This is a genomic window from Pseudorhizobium xiangyangii (assembly GCF_020531965.1).
Classification (GTDB): Bacteria; Pseudomonadota; Alphaproteobacteria; order Rhizobiales; family Rhizobiaceae; genus Neorhizobium; species Neorhizobium xiangyangii.
The window spans coordinates 70,110-87,847 of record NZ_JAJAWH010000022.1; the positions used below are offsets into that span (position 1 = coordinate 70,110).

At 61.7% G+C, this 17,738-nt stretch carries 14 protein-coding genes; 11 read left to right on the top strand and 3 right to left on the bottom strand.

Translation table 11 applies throughout. The features are described 5' to 3' along the window. The gene (locus tag LH464_RS18700; RefSeq protein WP_226787920.1) at window positions 1-891 is read right to left on the bottom strand and encodes a methyltransferase domain-containing protein; all 891 of its coding nucleotides are present in this window, start codon (window positions 889-891) and stop codon (window positions 1-3) included. 64 nt (window positions 892-955) lie between these two features. On the opposite strand from LH464_RS18700, the gene LH464_RS18705 reads away from it, so the two are divergent. Genes LH464_RS18705 through LH464_RS18720 form a run of 4 tightly spaced genes read left to right on the top strand, consistent with a single transcriptional unit; the run spans window position 956 to window position 3,335 of the window. Next, window positions 956-1,729, top strand: a complete 774-nt coding sequence (locus tag LH464_RS18705; RefSeq protein WP_226787921.1) for a ComF family protein — start codon at window positions 956-958, stop codon at window positions 1,727-1,729. Between the two features lie 57 nt (window positions 1,730-1,786). Then, window positions 1,787-2,044 (top strand): glutaredoxin 3, encoded by a 258-nt coding sequence (grxC, locus tag LH464_RS18710; protein WP_226787922.1) that lies wholly within the window; start codon window positions 1,787-1,789, stop codon window positions 2,042-2,044. 11 nt (window positions 2,045-2,055) lie between these two features. Beyond that, window positions 2,056-2,910: a carbon-nitrogen hydrolase family protein gene (locus LH464_RS18715; RefSeq protein ID WP_226787923.1), complete on the top strand. Its 855-nt coding sequence runs from the start codon at window positions 2,056-2,058 to the stop codon at window positions 2,908-2,910. Beyond that, window positions 2,907-3,335: a DUF1178 family protein gene (locus tag LH464_RS18720; RefSeq protein ID WP_226787924.1), complete on the top strand. Its 429-nt coding sequence runs from the start codon at window positions 2,907-2,909 to the stop codon at window positions 3,333-3,335. The genes LH464_RS18715 and LH464_RS18720 overlap by 4 nt, the downstream gene beginning before the upstream one ends. 3 nt (window positions 3,336-3,338) lie before the next feature. Here LH464_RS18720 and ubiG read toward each other — a convergent pair whose 3' ends face one another. Beyond that, entirely contained in the window at window positions 3,339-4,085 is a 747-nt protein-coding gene (ubiG, locus tag LH464_RS18725; RefSeq protein WP_226787925.1) for a bifunctional 2-polyprenyl-6-hydroxyphenol methylase/3-demethylubiquinol 3-O-methyltransferase UbiG, read from the bottom strand. Window positions 4,086-4,418: 333 nt separating this feature from the next. Between ubiG and LH464_RS18730 the strand changes: the two genes are divergently transcribed. From LH464_RS18730 to clpB, 7 genes are all read left to right on the top strand, one after another. After that, window positions 4,419-5,102, top strand: a complete 684-nt coding sequence (locus LH464_RS18730) for an SH3 domain-containing protein (RefSeq protein ID WP_226787936.1) — start codon at window positions 4,419-4,421, stop codon at window positions 5,100-5,102. A gap of 205 nt (window positions 5,103-5,307) precedes the next feature. Further along, window positions 5,308-6,582: an aspartate kinase gene (locus LH464_RS18735; protein ID WP_226787937.1), complete on the top strand. Its 1,275-nt coding sequence runs from the start codon at window positions 5,308-5,310 to the stop codon at window positions 6,580-6,582. 85 nt (window positions 6,583-6,667) lie between these two features. Then, window positions 6,668-8,935: a phosphoenolpyruvate--protein phosphotransferase gene (gene ptsP, locus LH464_RS18740; protein WP_226787938.1), complete on the top strand. Its 2,268-nt coding sequence runs from the start codon at window positions 6,668-6,670 to the stop codon at window positions 8,933-8,935. Between the two features lie 28 nt (window positions 8,936-8,963). Then, entirely contained in the window at window positions 8,964-10,046 is a 1,083-nt protein-coding gene (gene prfA, locus LH464_RS18745) for a peptide chain release factor 1 (protein ID WP_226787926.1), read from the top strand. Beyond that, on the top strand, window positions 10,043-10,912 hold the full coding sequence (prmC, locus tag LH464_RS18750) for a peptide chain release factor N(5)-glutamine methyltransferase (RefSeq protein WP_226787927.1): 870 nt from the start codon (window positions 10,043-10,045) through the stop codon (window positions 10,910-10,912). Before prfA ends, prmC begins: the two co-directional genes overlap by 4 nt. 305 nt (window positions 10,913-11,217) lie before the next feature. Continuing rightward, window positions 11,218-11,997 (top strand): DUF4167 domain-containing protein, encoded by a 780-nt coding sequence (locus tag LH464_RS18755; protein WP_226787928.1) that lies wholly within the window; start codon window positions 11,218-11,220, stop codon window positions 11,995-11,997. 207 nt (window positions 11,998-12,204) lie between these two features. Further along, complete coding sequence (gene clpB / locus LH464_RS18760; protein ID WP_226787929.1) at window positions 12,205-14,802, top strand: ATP-dependent chaperone ClpB; 2,598 nt, start codon at window positions 12,205-12,207, stop codon at window positions 14,800-14,802. Between the two features lie 288 nt (window positions 14,803-15,090). Here clpB and LH464_RS18765 read toward each other — a convergent pair whose 3' ends face one another. Next, on the bottom strand, window positions 15,091-17,031 hold the full coding sequence (locus LH464_RS18765; protein WP_226787930.1) for a M23 family metallopeptidase: 1,941 nt from the start codon (window positions 17,029-17,031) through the stop codon (window positions 15,091-15,093). Between the last annotated feature and the right edge of the window lie 707 nt (window positions 17,032-17,738).

The following is a 17,738-nucleotide window of genomic DNA, read 5'->3' on the forward strand; positions in this document are numbered from 1 at the left end:
CTAGCGACCACCATCCTCATCATTCCGCGGGACCCGCAAGGCATCCGCTAGCCGCATCTTGGCCGACCCTGGCTTCAAGGGCTTCTGCTGGCTTTCGTGGGGAGCCCAGCCAGAAGCATAGATGATCGAGAAGGTGGCGCGGATGCGTCCATCCGGATCTCCATAGCGCTCCGCATAAAGCTCGGCCGCCCGCAGGAAGAAGCGCCGGCTGACCGGCATGCGGCTTCGACCGGTCAGCGGATTGGTCATTCCCATCGCACGAAGATCACGCATCAGCGGGAACAGCGAGTCATAACGCACCGTGTGGCTTTCCACGTCCACGACTGGAAGCGCAAACCCCGCACGTTGCAGGAGGGCGCCGATATCGCGGACGTCGGCGAATGGGATCACGCGGGGGCTCGCGCCGCCGGTCAGTTCCGCTTCGGCAGCCAGAAGCACGTCGCGTAGCTCTGAAAGCGTGCCGGCCCCGGGAATGGCGGCCATGAACAACCCGTCGGGTTTCAGTGCCCGCCGGATACGGACAAGCGTCCCCGGTATGTCGTTGGCGAGATGAAGAGACAGAGGTGAAAGCACGAGGTTCACCGAAGCAGGTTCCAGCGGCACGTCGTCCAGCGGCGCCACGGTCACGGTCTCGCCGGGGCAGGCGAACAGGGAACTGGTTTCGACACGGACAAGGTTGTCGATCTTTCCCGTGGCAAGCGCTTCCCGTCCCGCCACACCCGTGCCGCCATGCAGTTCGACTGCATCGGCGAAGCGCCGCTCGACAACCGCCAGCCTTTCCGCCAGTTCGCGAGCCGCCAGATCGAGAAGGAAGGCAGCGGACGTGTCGCCTTTCCGGAATGCGCCTTCGCGACGGGCGGCGACGAGCGCCTGATCGAAAAGAATATCCATGTCGGTCTTCGTCCTCAAATTTTCCGATTGCGGAATGGCGCCTGACCGACGTTAATGTCAATCCATGGCGATAGAAGAGCAGGACATCAGGCCCCAGCCATTATCACGGTCCCGCGCCTGGTTGCGGTGGATCGGCGACATCGTCTACCCGCCGACCTGCCCCGGATGCGGGGTGATCACCGCCCGTCATGCAAGCTTCTGTCCAACATGCTGGCGCGACATCCGTTTCATCGAGCGGCCCTATTGCGAAGTGCTGGGCATCCCGTTCAGCTATGATCCTGGTCCCGGCATGGTCTGCGCCGAGGCGATCGCCGAGCCGCCGGTATTCGACAGGCTGCGATCTGTGGCGATCCATGAGGGGCCGGTACGCCATCTCGCGCATGGCCTGAAGTATCGCGACCGCACGGATCTGGCACCGATGATGGCGCTGTGGTTGCAGCGGGCGTCTGACGGTTTCGTTGCTGGTTGCGACGGGATCGTGCCCGTGCCGCTGCACCGCTGGCGGTTCGCAAGCCGCAAGTTCAACCAGTCCGCGGAGCTTGCCCGGCACCTGTCCCGCTTGTCCGGACGGCCCTTCCTGGCCAGAACCCTGCTCAGGGTCAAGAACACCAGCCGTCAGGTAGGGCTGACGGAACGAGCCCGTGAGGTAAACGTTCGCGCAGCCTTCAAGGTTGCGCCGGGTCACGAGATCGATGTCGCCGGAAAGCACATCGTTCTGGTCGATGACGTCTATACGACGGGTGCGACCGTCTCCTCGGCGGCCGGTGCCCTCAAGAGAGCAGGAGCCTCGGAGGTCACGGTTTTGACCTTTGCAATGGTGGTTGCCGGGCCTATATGAAGCCCGAAAACCGTATTTGCGCGGCGCCTTTCCACCCGGCCGCACCTGGAGAAGCTTATGGCAGACGTGACGATCTACACCCGCCAGTTCTGCGGCTATTGTGCCCGCGCCAAGTCCTTGCTCGACGCCAAGGGCGTCGAGTACAAGGAGAATGACGCGACGCATTCGCAGGAGCTGCGGCAGGAGATGATCGGCAAGGCCAACGGCCGCGCGACTTTTCCGCAGATTTTCATCGACGGCGAGCATGTCGGCGGATGCGACGAACTTCATGCACTGGACCGGGCCGGCAAGCTTGATCCGATGCTGGCGAATTGAGGGGTAGAAACATGACGTTCAAGGCTGCTGCAATTCAGATGTGCTCCGGTGTCGATCCGGAAAAGAATGCGTCCGACATGGCGCGCCTCGTTCGCGAGGCTGCGGCAAAGGGTGCGGTCTATGTGCAGACGCCGGAGATGACCGGTGCCGTGCAGAAGGATCGTGAAGGTCTTCGGTCGGTCTTGAAGGCCGAGGCGGACGACATCATTGTCTCGACGGCCCGCAGTCTGGCGGAAGAACTTGGTATTCACGTGCATGTCGGCTCGACGGCGATCGCGCTCGATGACGAGAAGATTGCAAATCGTGGCTTCCTCTTTGCACCGGGCGGCAGCCGCATCTGCACCTACGACAAGATCCACATGTTCGACGTGGACCTCGACAACGGCGAGAGCTGGCGCGAAAGCTCCGTCTATCGGCCGGGCGACGAGGCACGGGTGGCCGAGCTTCCCTTCGCCAAGCTAGGCTTTGCGATCTGCTATGACGTCCGCTTCCCGTCGCTATTCCGCACCGAGGCGGTGGCCGGCGCCGAAGTGCTGACGGTCCCTGCTGCCTTTACCAGCCAGACGGGCGTGGCGCATTGGGAAGTGCTGCTTCGGGCACGCGCTATCGAGAACGGTGCCTTCGTCATCGCCGCCGCACAGGCCGGCGTACACGAGGACGGCCGCGAAACCTTCGGCCATTCGATGATCATCGACCCCTGGGGCAAGGTGCTGGCGTCTGCCGGCGGCAGCGGCGAGGCGATCGTGATCGCCGAGATCGATGTTGGCCAGGTGAAGGCAGTCCGCGGCAGAATCCCCAACCTCAAGAACGCCCGCGACTTCACGCTCGAAACCGTGGCGGCGGAGGCGAAAGGGGTGGCCGCTTGATCCGCTATTCCCTCACCTGTGACAGTGCGCACACGTTCGAAGGCTGGTTTGCCACAAGCGACGATTTCGACCGCCAGGTCGAGACCGGGTTTCTCACCTGTCCCGTCTGCAATTCCTCGGCGATTTCCAAATCGCTGATGGCGCCTTCCGTCTCCACGGCGCGCAAGAAGGAAGAAAAGCAGGTGATGGTGATGGACCTCGCGCAGAAGCAGGTGATGACCAAGCTCCGTGAGGCGGTTGCGGCAATCAAGGCGAATGCGGAGGACGTCGGCGAGAAGTTTCCCGAGGAGGCCCGCAAGATCCACTACGGCGAAGCGGACGCGCGCGGCATTATCGGGCAGGCAAGCCTGCAAGAGGTGAAGTCCCTGGTGGAGGAGGGTATCGAGGTGGCACCGCTGCCGGTTCTTCCGGAAGATGCTAACTGAGGCTTAGCCCGGCCGTTTCGCCAGAAGCATGTAGTTGACATCCATGTCCGGGGACATGTTCCAACGGTCCTGCAGCGGGTTGAAGAAGACGCCGGTGCGGTGGATGACGTCCATGCCGCTTGCGGACAATGGGTTTTCCAGTTCCTGCGGCTGAACCAGCTTCTCGTATTGATGGGTGCCCCTGGGTAGCCAGCGCAGGATGTTTTCTGCCGCGAAGATGGCGAGTGCCCGCGCTTTCAGCGTCCGGTTGATGGTGGCGACGAACATCAGGCCACCGGGCTTTACCATCGACGCGCAGGTACGCATGAAGAAGTCGACATCGGCCACGTGCTCGACGACCTCCATGTTGAGGACTATATCGAACATCTCGCCGGCCTCCTGAAGCTGCTCGGCGGTCACGGCGCGGTAGTCGACCGTGGTGCCGGTCTCCGCGGCGTGGGTGGAGGCAATCCCGATATTCTTCTCCGAAGGATCGGCGCCGACGACGGTGGCGCCCATGCGCGCCACAGGTTCGGAGAGAAGGCCGCCGCCACAGCCGATGTCGAGGACGCGCAGGCCCGAAAGCGGTAGATGGCCTTTCGGGTTGCGTCCGAAGTTTTCCGCAATCCGGTCACGGATATAAGCAAGGCGAACCGGATTGAACTTGTGCAGCGGCTTGAACTTGCCGGTCGGGTCCCACCATTCCGCCGCCATGGCAGAGAAGCGATCGACTTCGCTCTGGTCTATGGTGGTTTTCGCGGCTTCGGTCATCGGTTCATCCCTTTTCTTGGGTTGTGAAGTCGGATGATAGGCGTTGGAAGTCAAGAGGCTGGTTGCCGCAGCCACCGGCCAGGGCGGGCACCTTGGCTGCATGTCTCGTCGCAGTGGTATCTCCAAGATGCCGCAAAGGATGAACGGTGTGCGGACTTTGGACGGGATGCGGCCGCGCCAAAGATGTTCATTCTCCGTTCAGGGCAGTTTTGGAACTATAACCCGGTACGAAGCATTCATCGGAACTGGGCGAGGGATCCTCGCAAAAGGTTTCGCAGGAGGAAAAACGTGAAGAAATATCTGCTGAGTGCTGCTGCTGCATTCTGCGCGCTGATGACAGTGCCTTCCATCGCCGATGCGGCGGTGCGCGGGTTTTCGACCGCCAATGTCAACATGCGATCCGGGCCGAGCACGTCCTATCCAGCCGTCACGGTTATTCCGGTCGGCTCGCCGGTCACTATCCACGGCTGCATGAGCAGCGTGAACTGGTGCGACGTCGCATTCTCCGGTGGCCGCGGCTGGGTGTCCGGCAACTATGTCCAGGCAAGCTACCAACAGCGGCGGGTCTATGTCGGGCCGCAATACTATCGCCCGCTCGGCATCCCAACTGTGACCTTCGAGGTCGGCAATTACTGGGACCGACACTACCGGGGCCGGGACTTCTACCGCGATAGGGACCGCTGGGACCGCGGCCCCGACCGTGGAGGCTGGGACCGTGACAGAGATCGCGATCGTGGCGATTGGAACCGTGATCGTGACAGGGATCGCGACCGGGACCGCGCAGACAGAGACAGGGACAGGGCCGACAGAGACCGCGTTGACCGGGACCGGGCCGACCGGGACAGGGCGGAGAGAGACCGCGCAGCTCAGGACCGTATAGATCGGGACCGGAACCGCGACCGAGCGGATCGGGACAAGGGTCGCGATCGTGAACGCGGCTCCGGCTCCGGCGTCACCATAAGGTCGGACGGCACCCTTTGCAGTGCTGATGGAACGAGATGCACGAGAGGCAATTGAGGGCATTACTGCTCCGCTGACTGGCAACAGAATGATCGTGCGGGCTCCTCGGGAGCCCGCAGTCGCTTGAGATACCAAGTTGTCTACTCGATGCCATTGCATGCCCCCCCCCTTTTCGATATGAGACCCGGCGAAATCCCGTCTCTCTCGAGGCGGTTCGAGGAATACGCTCCCCCTCGGGAGCGAACGGGTGGTATTGGTCAGCATGGCACGCATCGTCATGAAGTTCGGCGGCACTTCGGTCGCCAATCCGGAACGCATCTACAACGTAGCGCGCCATGTGAAACGTGAGGTCAATGCGGGTCACGAGGTGGCAGTGGTCGTCTCGGCAATGTCCGGCAAGACCAACGAACTGGTTGGCTGGGTGCAGGACATGCCGAAGGTGGCTGGAGCCAGTTCACCATTCTACGATGCCCGCGAGTACGACGCGATCGTGGCCTCCGGCGAGCAGGTAACCTCCGGGCTGCTCGCCATCGCGCTTCAGTCGATGGGCATCAATGCCCGCTCCTGGCAGGGCTGGCAGATCCCGATCAAGACCGATAACGCGCACGGTGCCGCGCGCATCCTGGACATCGACGGCTCCGAGATCATCAAGCGCATGGGCGAGGGACAGGTCGCGGTCGTCGCGGGTTTCCAGGGCATCGGTCCGGATAACCGCCTTGCGACGCTCGGCCGTGGCGGTTCCGATACCTCTGCCGTGGCAATCGCTGCCGCAGTCAAGGCCGACCGCTGCGATATCTACACCGACGTTGACGGCGTCTATACGACCGACCCACGCATCGTACCTGCCGCTCGCCGCATGAAGAAGGTATCCTTCGAGGAAATGCTCGAGATGGCATCGCTCGGCTCGAAGGTGCTTCAGGTGCGCTCGGTCGAGCTCGCCATGGTCCACAAGGTGCGCACCTTCGTGCGCTCCAGTTTCGAAGATCCCGATGCACCGGGCATGGGCGACCTTCTGAATCCGCCCGGTACATTGATTTGCGACGAGGAAGAAATCGTGGAACAGGAAGTCGTTACCGGCATTGCCTATGCCAAGGATGAAGCTCAGATCTCGCTGCGCCGGCTGGCCGACCGTCCGGGTGTTTCGGCGGCCATCTTCGGTCCACTGGCGGAGGCCCATATCAACGTCGACATGATCGTTCAGAATACGTCGGAAGACGGTTCGAAGACCGACATGACCTTCACCGTGCCTTCCGGCGACATCCAGAAGGCGCTGAAGGTGCTGGACGACAACAAGGGCACGATCGGCTTCGACGTCGCGCAGAACGAATCAGGTCTCGCCAAGGTATCGGTGATCGGCATTGGCATGCGCAGCCATGCGGGTGTCGCGGCGCTCGCTTTCAAGGCACTTGCCGATAAAGGTATCAACATCAAGGCCATCACGACTTCGGAAATCAAGATTTCCATCCTAATCGACGGCGCTTACTCGGAATTGGCGGTTCGGACTTTGCATTCCGCCTATGGTCTCGATAAGAGTTGATCATGGGCCGGCAGGTCTCGCTCGCCTTTATGGCTGTGGCAGGCTTGTCGGATAGGATGAACTCGTTTCGGGAGCAACAATGCCGATGAGAGACCTGTCGGCGGGCCCGCGCGTATTACTGCGGCGGCTGCGCGAGCTAATGGCGGAGCCGCTTGATCCGCAGGAACGCCTTGACCGCATCGTCCGACAGATCGCCAGCAACATGGTGGCGGAGGTCTGCTCCGTGTACGTGTTGCGCTCCGACGGCGTGTTGGAACTCTATGCCACCGAGGGCCTGAACCCGGAAGCGGTGCACCTTTCACAGCTGAAAATGGGGCAGGGCCTGGTCGGCACCATCGCCGCATCCGCACAGCCTCTCAACCTCTCAGACGCACAGGCGCATCCGGCCTTCCGCTACCTCCCGGAGACCGGCGAAGAGATCTACCATTCCTTCCTCGGTGTCCCTATCTTGCGGGCCGGTCGCACTTTGGGCGTCCTCGTCGTGCAGAACAAGGCGAGTCGGACTTATCGCGAGGATGAGGTCGAAGCGCTTGAAACGACCGCCATGGTAATCGCCGAGATGATTGCGACCGGAGAACTGAAGAAGATCACCAAGCCGGGCCTTGAACTCGACCTGACGCGTGCCGTCATGATCGAGGGCGACGGGTATAACGAGGGCATCGGTCTCGGTCACGTTGTGTTGCACGAGCCGCGCGTGGTGGTCACCAACCTGCTTAACGACGACGCCGAGAGCGAAGTTCGGCGGCTTGCCGAAGCGCTGGGCTCGCTGCGAATCTCGATCGACGACATGCTGTCGAGGCGCGAGGTGGCGAGCGAAGGGGAGCACCGCGAAGTCCTCGAGACTTACCGCATGTTCGCCTATGACCAGGGCTGGGTTCGCCGCATGGAAGAGGCGATCCACAACGGGCTGACGGCGGAGGCGGCCGTCGAGAAGGTGCAGAGCGATACCAAAGCGCGGATGATGCGCTTGACGGACCCGTACCTGCGCGAGCGCATGCACGATTTCGACGATCTCGCCAACCGCCTGCTTCGGCAACTGACGGGCTTTAGCGGGCGTAACATGGGCGAAGGCCTGCCGGTTGACGCGATCATCTTCGCGCGGGCCATGGGCGCGGCGGAACTGCTGGACTACCCGCGCGAACGGCTGCGCGGACTGGTGCTGGAGGACGGCGCCGTCACCAGCCATGTGGTGATCGTTGCCAGGGCCTTGGGAATTCCGGTGGTCGGCCAGGCTGCCGGTGCCGTTGCTCTGGCCGAGAACGGCGACGCAGTCATCATCGACGGTGACGACGGCCAGCTTCACCTGCGGCCGATAGCCGACCTTTTGAAGGCTTACGAGGAGAAGGTGCGGCTGAGGGCGCGTCGGCAGGAGCAGTTCCGCGCATTGCGCGATGTCCCGCCCGTGACCAAGGACGGCAAGCGCATCAACCTGATGATGAATGCCGGGCTGATCGTCGACCTTCCGCAGCTGGCGGAATCGGGAGCCGATGGGATCGGGCTCTTCCGCACCGAGCTGCAGTTCATGATTGCCTCGACAATGCCGAAGCTCGAGGAGCAGGAGGCATTCTACCGGGCCGTGAACAAGCAGGCAGCGGGCCGGCCGGTGACTTTCCGCACGCTCGATATCGGCGGGGACAAGGTCGTCTCCTATTTCCGCGCCCATGAGGAAGAAAACCCGGCGCTCGGCTGGCGTGCGATCCGGCTGTCGCTGGACCGTCCGGGATTGCTGCGGACGCAGTTGCGCGCACTCCTGCGGGCCTCGGCGGATGCGGAACTCAAAATGATGCTGCCGATGGTGACGGAGGTGGCGGAAATCCATGCGGTGCGCGAGCTTCTGCAGAAAGAAGTCCAGCACCTGTCGAAGTTCGGCCACAGCCTGCCGCGCAAGCTGCAGTTCGGTGCGATGCTGGAAGTGCCGTCGCTGATGTGGCAGCTCGACGAACTGATGGCCGAGGTCGACTTTGTCTCGGTGGGGTCCAACGATCTGTTCCAGTTTTCGATGGCGGCCGACCGTGGCAATGCGCGGGTTTCGGACCGCTTCGACATGCTGGGCAAGCCGTTCCTCAGGATTTTGCGCGACATCGTGCGCGCAGCCGAGCGGAACCAGACGTCGTTGACGCTCTGTGGAGAAATGGCCGGCAAGCCGCTTCCGGCGATGGCACTGATCGGGCTCGGCTTCCGCTCTGTGTCGATGGCGGCGACGTCGATCGGCCCGGTGAAGGCGATGCTTCTCGCGCTCGAAGCCGAAAAATTGGCAGCGGAACTGAATGCGGCATTGGACGACACGCGGTCTCATGAGCCGATCCGCAAGCTTCTGATGCGTTTTGCGACGGAAAACGGCGTTCCGGTCTAAAAAGAAAAAGAACACGGAGTAGATCAGGGTGGCGAAGCTTCCTGTAGACAAGATGCGCGAACTGGAACGCCGCTTCGGCGAGATCGAGGCGCGCATGTCCGAGGGTCCGGCGGCGGACGTTTATGTCAAGCTGGCATCGGAATATTCCGAGCTGCAGCCGGTCGTACGCAAGATCCGCGATTACGAAAAGGCGATCGCCGAAGTGGCGGACCTTAAGGCGCTGCTTGCCGACAAGGCGACGGACCGCGAGATGCGGGAATTTGCCGAGATGGAACTGCCGGACGCGGAAGAGCGGGTCGAGGCTCTGGAGAAGGACATGCAGGTCCTGCTTCTTCCCAAGGACGCGGCCGACGAAAAGAGCGCGATCCTCGAAATACGGGCCGGCACCGGCGGCAACGAGGCGGCGCTTTTCGCTGGCGACCTGTTCCGCATGTATGAGCGCTATGCAGCGGCCAAGGGCTGGAAGGTCGAAGTGCTTTCCGCCAGCGAAGGCGAGGCAGGCGGTTACAGGGAAATCATCGCGACGGTTTCCGGGCGAGGGGTGTTCTCCAAGCTGAAATTCGAATCCGGCGTTCATCGGGTCCAGCGCGTGCCGGATACCGAAACACAGGGGCGCATCCACACCTCGGCAGCAACGGTTGCCGTGCTGCCGGAGGCCGAAGAAATCGACATTGAGGTCCGGCCTGAGGATATCCGTATCGATACCATGCGCTCGTCCGGCGCTGGTGGCCAGCACGTCAACACCACCGACTCCGCGGTCCGTATCACCCACATGCCGACCGGGCTGGTGGTGACGAGTTCGGAAAAGTCGCAGCACCAGAACCGGGCCAAGGCCATGCAGGTGTTGCGGTCGCGGCTCTACGACATGGAACGACAGAAGGCCGACAGCGAGCGATCCGCCGACCGCAAGAGCCAGGTGGGCTCCGGCGACCGTTCCGAGCGCATCCGTACCTATAATTTCCCTCAAGGGCGGGTGACCGATCACCGCATCAACCTGACGCTCTACAAGCTCGACCGCATGATCGAAGGCGAGATCGACGAAGTGGTTGATGCGCTGATCGCCGACTACCAGGCCGGCCAGCTGGCGCAGCTCGGCGAGCAACAGGGATGACGACCCTTGCCGCTGCCGTTGCGGAGGCGAAGGCGTGTTTTGCTGCAGGCGGCCTTCCGGACGCGGCGATCGAGTCTCGAATACTCATCGGTGGTCTTCTGGGCCTGACCAGCACGCAAGTCTTTACCGGTGGCGACCGGGTGCTGACGGACGAGGAATCGGCGCTTATCAAAAAAGCGATCGCTCGCCGCTTGAAACGGGAGCCAGTACACCGCATATTAGGAGAACGTGAATTCCATGGCATAAAGCTGAAGCTCTCCAAGGAGACGCTGGAGCCGAGGCCGGACACGGAAATCCTCGTCGATACGCTGCTGCCCCACGTGAGGCAGATTGTCGCATCCAAGGCCGAGGTTCGTATTCTAGATCTCGGAACAGGTACCGGAGCGATTGTCCTCGCCATCCTGAACGAGTGCCCGCAGGCCAAAGGCTGGGGCGCCGATATTTCCGAGGATGCGCTCCTGACGGCGCAAATAAACGCTGCAAGTCTCAATCTGTCGGATCGCTTCGAGGCAATCCGCAGCGACTGGTTCCAGGCGATCGAGGGACGGTTCGACATAATCGTGTCAAATCCGCCCTATATCAAGGGGGATGTCATCCCCACACTGGAGCCGGAGGTCAGGGATTTTGATCCGCTTGCGGCGCTCGACGGCGGCCTCGATGGGCTTGATGCCTATCGGGTGATTGCAGCTGGAGCCGGCAATGCGCTCGCCTCCGGTGGAGTTGTCGGCGTGGAAATAGGCTTTGATCAGAAGGACAGCGTCACCGCTTTATTTGCAGCCGCAGGGTTTGCTCTTCTTGAGGCGGTGCGGGACTACGGAGATAATGACCGCGTCCTTGTCTTTACTCGCCAGCAGTCAGGTAACTGATTTTGCAAAGCGAAAGAAAAGACTTGGATTTGCGGAGGAAGCACGATAGTTTGCGGCCACGTACTGGGCGGCTGGGATTGAACGGAGATTCGTTCGGGTTTAGGTCAACCCTGAGACCGGCTCTCGTTGAGAGTTTCGAAGGTTGAACATTTCCTGGTGCGTGATTCAGGTAATTTGACTTTCACAAGCGGTAGGCGGCTTGGTGTCCTCCTGTCCGCGGCGCGCGAAGTCTTGGTCTGGCGTGAGCCAGCATGGCCGCGCACACCCCAATCAGCGGAAAAACAGAAAATTCAGGTGAACGATCTATGAGGCCAGGACAGCAGAACAAGCGCGGTCGAGGGCGTGGCGGCAGCAACAACAGCGGCGGCGGCGGCGGTGGCGGCAATAACAACAACTTCAATCGCAAGGGCGGTAATCCTCTTACGCGCACCTACGACAGCTCCGGCCCTGACGTGAAAATCCGTGGTACGGCTCAGCACATCGCCGAGAAATACTCGACGCTTGGACGAGATGCGCAAAGCTCCGGCGACCGGGTAATGGCCGAGAACTACCTGCAGCACGCGGAACACTATAACCGCATTATCGCAGCAGCCCAGGTTCAGATGCAGGAACGGTTCCAGCGTGACGAGCGCGGCGAGTACCAGGATCGCGAGAACCAGGAAGGCGACGACATCGACAACAACGATGACGACGAGGAGATCTCGGTCCGGCAGCAGCCCGAGCGGCGCGAACAGCAGCCCCGAGACCAGCAACAGTCTCGCGACCAGCAGCAGCAACCACGCGAACAGCAGCAGCGTGAGCCGCGCGAGCGTGACCAGCAGCCGCGCCAGAGCCGGCGCGAGCGCGAGCAGGTTCCTGCAGCAGTCGAGACGGCCCCTGTAGTCGACGGCTCAGGCCCGCAGCCGGAAATCGAGGGCGTTCCCGCCGAAGTCGCCGCCGTTGAGGAAGAGCAGGGCGCCCAGCGCGCTCCGCGCCGCCGCAACGCCAGCACCCGCCCGCGTCGCCCGCGTCGCGGCGAGGAAGGTGCTGCTGAAGCAACGACAACAGATGACCAACCGGAACTGGCCGCTGCGGAAACCGAGTAAGCGTTTTCGGATGCAAGCCTTCAAAGAAAGCTCCGGCTCGATCAGCCGGAGCTTTTTGCATTCAAGGCCTCTTTAAACCGCTGAAATCTCCTCCCATATCTCGCTCAACGCCGGATCTTCCGGTGACGGGCTTGCCTCTTGAGGGAGCTCAATCTCAATCATCGATCCGTGCCTTAAGATGGGCGGAGCGATACATGGAGGTTAGACATGAATATCGAGACATACTCCGAACGGGTTCGCGGCTTTCTGCAATCGGCGCAGACACAGGCGCTGGCCGCCGGTCACCAGCAGTTCGCAGCTGAGCACGTTCTCAAGGTTCTGCTTGACGACGACCAGGGAATGGCTTCGTCGCTGATTTCGCGCGCGGGGGGCGACCCCAAGGAAGCCCGTCTTGCAAATGACGCGGCGCTTGCCAAGCTTCCCAAGGTTTCCGGTGGAAATGGTGGGCTGTCACTGACGCAACCGCTGGCGAAGGTTTTCGCCACGGCCGAAGAGGCCGCGAAGAAGTCCGGCGACAGCTTTGTGACCGTCGAGCGCCTGCTTCAGGCGCTGGCGATAGAGAGCACCGCCTCCACCGCCGCGACGCTGAAGAAGGCGGGTGTAACGCCCCAGAGCCTCAACCAGGTCATCAACGATCTGCGCAAAGGCCGCACTGCCGACAGCGCCAATGCCGAGCAGGGGTTCGATGCGCTGAAGAAATTCGCGCGCGACCTGACAGCCGATGCACGCGAAGGGAAACTCGATCCCGTCATCGGCCGTGACGACGAAATCCGCCGTACCATCCAGGTCCTGTCACGCCGCACGAAAAACAATCCCGTTCTGATTGGTGAACCGGGCGTCGGCAAGACCGCGATTGCGGAAGGGCTGGCACTCAGGATCATCAACGGTGATGTGCCCGAAAGCCTCAAGGACAAGAAGCTGATGGCACTCGACATGGGTGCGCTGATCGCCGGCGCCAAGTATCGCGGCGAATTCGAGGAGCGCCTGAAGGCCGTGCTGAACGAGGTTCAGTCGGAGAATGGTGAGATCATTCTCTTCATCGACGAGATGCATACGCTCGTGGGTGCCGGAAAGGCCGACGGGGCGATGGACGCTTCCAACCTGCTGAAACCGGCACTGGCGCGCGGCGAATTGCACTGCGTCGGTGCGACCACGCTCGACGAATACCGCAAGCATGTGGAAAAGGATGCGGCACTTGCCCGCCGGTTCCAGCCTGTCATGGTGGATGAGCCGACGGTCGAGGACACGATCTCCATTCTGCGCGGCCTTAAGGAAAAGTACGAGCAGCACCACAAGGTGCGGATCTCCGATTCCGCCCTCGTTGCGGCTGCGACGCTTTCGAACCGCTATATCACCGACCGGTTTTTGCCGGACAAGGCGATCGACCTGATGGACGAGGCGGCTTCGCGGCTGCGCATGCAGGTGGATTCCAAGCCGGAAAAGCTGGACGAGCTCGATCGCCGCATCATGCAGCTGAAGATCGAGCGCGAAGCGCTGATGAAGGAGACGGACACCGCCTCGGCCGAGCGCCTGGTGCGCATCGAGGATGAGGTCACGTCGCTGGAGGAAGAGGCCAATGCGTTGACGGCCCGCTGGCAGGCGGAAAAGCAGAAGCTCGGCCTTGCCGCGGACCTGAAGAAGCAGCTTGACGATGCCCGCAATGAACTGGCCGCCGCACAGCGCAAGGGCGAGTTTCAGCGCGCCGGCGAGCTGACTTATGGCGTCATTCCGGATCTGGAAAAGCGTCTGGTCGAAGCCGAGACGCAGGACAATTCCACCAGCATGGTGCAGGAGGTCGTCGATCCGGATGCGATCGCGCATGTAGTTTCCCGCTGGACCGGCATCCCAGTAGACAAGATGCTGGAAGGCCAGCGCGAGAAGCTTTTGCGCATGGAAGACGAGCTGGCGAAGACTGTCGTCGGCCAGGGTGACGCCGTGCAGGCGGTCTCGCGCGCGGTTCGCCGTTCGCGTGCCGGCCTGCAGGATCCGAACCGGCCGATCGGCTCGTTCATCTTCCTCGGCCCCACCGGCGTCGGCAAGACGGAGCTCACCAAATCGCTGGCGCGTTTCCTCTTCGACGATGAGACTGCAATGGTGCGCCTCGACATGTCTGAATACATGGAGAAGCACTCGGTCGCCCGACTGATCGGCGCTCCTCCTGGCTATGTCGGCTACGAAGAAGGCGGTGCCCTGACGGAATCCGTTCGACGCAAGCCTTATCAGGTCGTGCTTTTCGACGAGATCGAGAAGGCGCATCCGGACGTGTTCAATGTCCTCTTGCAGGTTCTCGACGATGGGCGCCTGACGGACGGGCAGGGCCGTACGGTCGACTTCAAGAACACGATCATCATCATGACCTCTAACCTGGGGGCGGAGTATCTGACGACCCTGCCCGAAGGTGCCGATACGGACACGGTTCGCGACCAGGTGATGGATGTGGTTAAGGCGTCGTTCCGGCCGGAATTCCTGAACCGTGTCGACGAGATCATCCTGTTCCACCGCCTGCAGCGGACGGAAATGGGCGCGATCGTCGATATCCAGATGAAGCGGCTGGTTTCGCTGCTTGCCGACCGCAAGATCGTCATCGAGCTCAATCCCGATGCCCGCGAATGGCTGGCGAACAAGGGCTACGATCCGGTCTATGGTGCGCGGCCGCTGAAGCGGGTGATCCAGAAGCACCTGCAGGACCAGCTCGCCGAGCAGATCCTCGGTGGGCAGATTTTGGACGGATCGACGGTCGCCGTCGATTCAGGTTCCGACCGGCTGCTCTTCCGCGTCCGGCGTCAGGTCAGCGAGGCGGCATAAGCCTCCACTATCAGCAACAAAAAACGGGGCCTCGATTGAGGCCCCGTCTTTTATTGAGGTCAGCATGCGGTCGGGGAATGCTGAAAGGGTGGTCACGCACTTTGGCAGATGGTTTGCCACCTGCCGGACCGCTTGCCGGTGGGGTGACCGGTAGATGTCGAAGCCGTCGAGATATGCCAGCCGAGCCTAATCAAGCAACGTCGGAAGGACTTTGCCGGTCGCGTGTCGTAGTTCGTTGCCCGGTATGACGGGCAGGAGATCTCCACGGGGTAGGCCGAATAAAGCCAACTAGCGGCTTGCTACTTCATCGGGATCGGTGCCCGAGCCGAGCAGCGCATCGATGCGGGCACGGTCGTCCTTGAAGCGGGCGAGGTTGTCGCCTTCCAGCGACTTTCCGCCGGGCAAGCGGATCTTCATCGGATCGACCTTGGTGCCGTTGACGACCAGTTCGTAGTGCAGGTGCGCGCCGGTCGACAGGCCGGTCGATCCGACATAGCCGATCACCTGACCCTGCGTGACCTTCGCGCCGGGCCTGACGCCCTTGGCGATCGCGCTCTGGTGGTTATAGGACGAGACATAGCCGTTGGCGTGGCGAACGAGCGTCTGATTGCCGTAGCCACCACTGTCCCATCCGGCCTTTTCGACGACGCCGTTGCCGGCCGCAATGATCGGCGTGCCGCGAGGGGCAGCCCAATCCGTGCCGGTATGCATGCGGGCATAGCCGATGATCGGATGACGGCGCATGCCGAAGCCAGATGTCATGCGCCCGTTCGGTACGGGATTGCGCAGCAGGAACTGCCGGATGCTGCGCCCGTCCGCGTCGAAATAGTCCACCGAGCCCTCGTCGGGATCCTGGAAGCGATAGAAACGGGTTGTGGTGTCGCCGAAGTGGGCGTTTACGTAGAGCAGTTCCGACTGCTCGGTCGCCTGGCCGCTTTTATCCTGAACCGAGAAGAAGGCCTCGATCTTGTCGGTCGGCTTCAACTGCGCCTGGAGATCGACGCTGCTCGCGAGCAGCTTGACGAGCAGGCCGGTCATATCGGCGGTCATTCCATAGGAAAGGGCGGCGCGGTAGATGCCGTCGTAAGCGCGGGGAAGTTCGCGCCCGGATGCCACCTGCGGCGGCTGATCGCTGAAGGCGCCGGCGATCGCGTCGATCATCGGCGGCTCCTCGGCATCAACGATGCGGCCGTGGTCGTTGAGCGCAATCGTCACTTCGTGCGAGCCGCGGCGATAGACGGAGGCGCGGACAACCATGACCATCTCGCCCTGCTGCAACACCCCGACGCGCAGGACGTCGCCGGGCAGAAGCTTCGGCTCGCGGAGCCGGTTGCCGAGATGGCCGCCGAGCTCATCGGCCTTTCCTTCCGGGTAGCCGACATCCTTGAGCGCCGTGGCGATGTCCTTCTCCGTGCGGATCGGAATGATGTCGTCGGCGTATTCGCGGGTCTGCGGCGTGACGGGCTCGGCCGCCGTGACGCTCATGTTCTGTTCTACGATGCGGGCCATCAGCCCAGAGGTAATGTCGAGGCCGTCGTCGTCAGCGGAAAAGCGCCGCGGATCGACATAGTAGAGAGCCGAAAGCTGCGTGTTGCCGTCGGTCAGGACAGATCCGTTGGACCGAACGTTCTCCTCCACTTCCTCGAGCGACATGGAGGGCGCATAGGGATAGCTGGCATTCCTGGTCGGGAACGGAAGGGCTCGCAGGCTCACCTCCGATTCCACTTCCGAGCCGTAGATCATGCCCGTGCTGCCGGGTGCCGGTACTGGGCCCTCGCTGGAGGAGAAGATCGTCAGAGGGTCGAAATCCGGATACTCTTCCTGTGCGACGTGATTGGCGGCGAGGTTCATCTTCACATGACTGAACGGGCTGCGCCGGATGACCTCCTTGTTGCCCTCGTGGACGACGGTTGAGACCTCCATGACCTTGCGGTCGGTTGGCATGGCAACGATGTTGCCACCAAGGAGGCGTCCGCCACGGCTGACGCTGTCGGCTTCCTCTTCCACCGGCATAGAGGCGGAGGCTTCGGCCGGGATCGCCAACTGCTGACGGCCGTCGAGCGCTGCAAAGAGTGCGACGCCCATCAGAATGGAGGAAGTGATGCCGGTGAGGAAGGTGCCGGAAAGCCAGCGCAGCGAAATCTCGCGCCGATCAGGCGCCCGACGGCCATCGGCCAGAAGGGGCGGCTCGTTGCCGAGCGACCGGATCATGCTGCGGGCGTTGATCATGCCTGTCCTTACAGTCCCCTCATGCCCCTCGGCGACGTCCTTCTGCCGCAGGGCTTATTCATTGTCTTGGCGAGATCATGGGCCAAACATGTGCCCCGTCCGCTTTGCCGTGTCAAATCGGGTCGCTTTCGGCGCCCGATCCCAACCACCCGATCCGCTATGCTTAGACAGGAGAATTGTGAAAATGTCAGGGCGAGTTTTTCGGCCCTATAAGAAGGGTGTGGGGGATTTGCGGTTTGGGGGTGTGTCTTGTGTGGTTTGGGTGAGCGGTTGGTGGTTTTGCGGGTGTGCGCTGGGGTCTGCGGCGCCGTTGCGGGTGTGAAATCGAATTTAGCGTTTGTTTTCAGATGCTTGTCGTATTTGTGACATTTCGTTGAAATCCTGTGTTGACGATTGGGGTTGGGTAGTTCTATAAACCGCTCACTGACGAGGGCGGCGGCGCTGCTGGCGACGATGTCCTTCGTTCTAGAGAAACCCAAGAGAATTAGCGCATGCTGATTTGGTTCTGAACCTTGGTTCGGGCTTTGGTTTTTCCGACGGAATGTCTTTTGAAGATTGTTTCGTCAGTTTTTTGACAATTGAATATGAGAAGAAAGAGAAACGTGGTCGGCGGTTTTCGCGGACGGAACTTCGGTTCTGTTCATATAGAAGACAAGTGACGGTCACGTTTTGATATGAGAACACCAGATCAGTGTCGCAGTGATGCG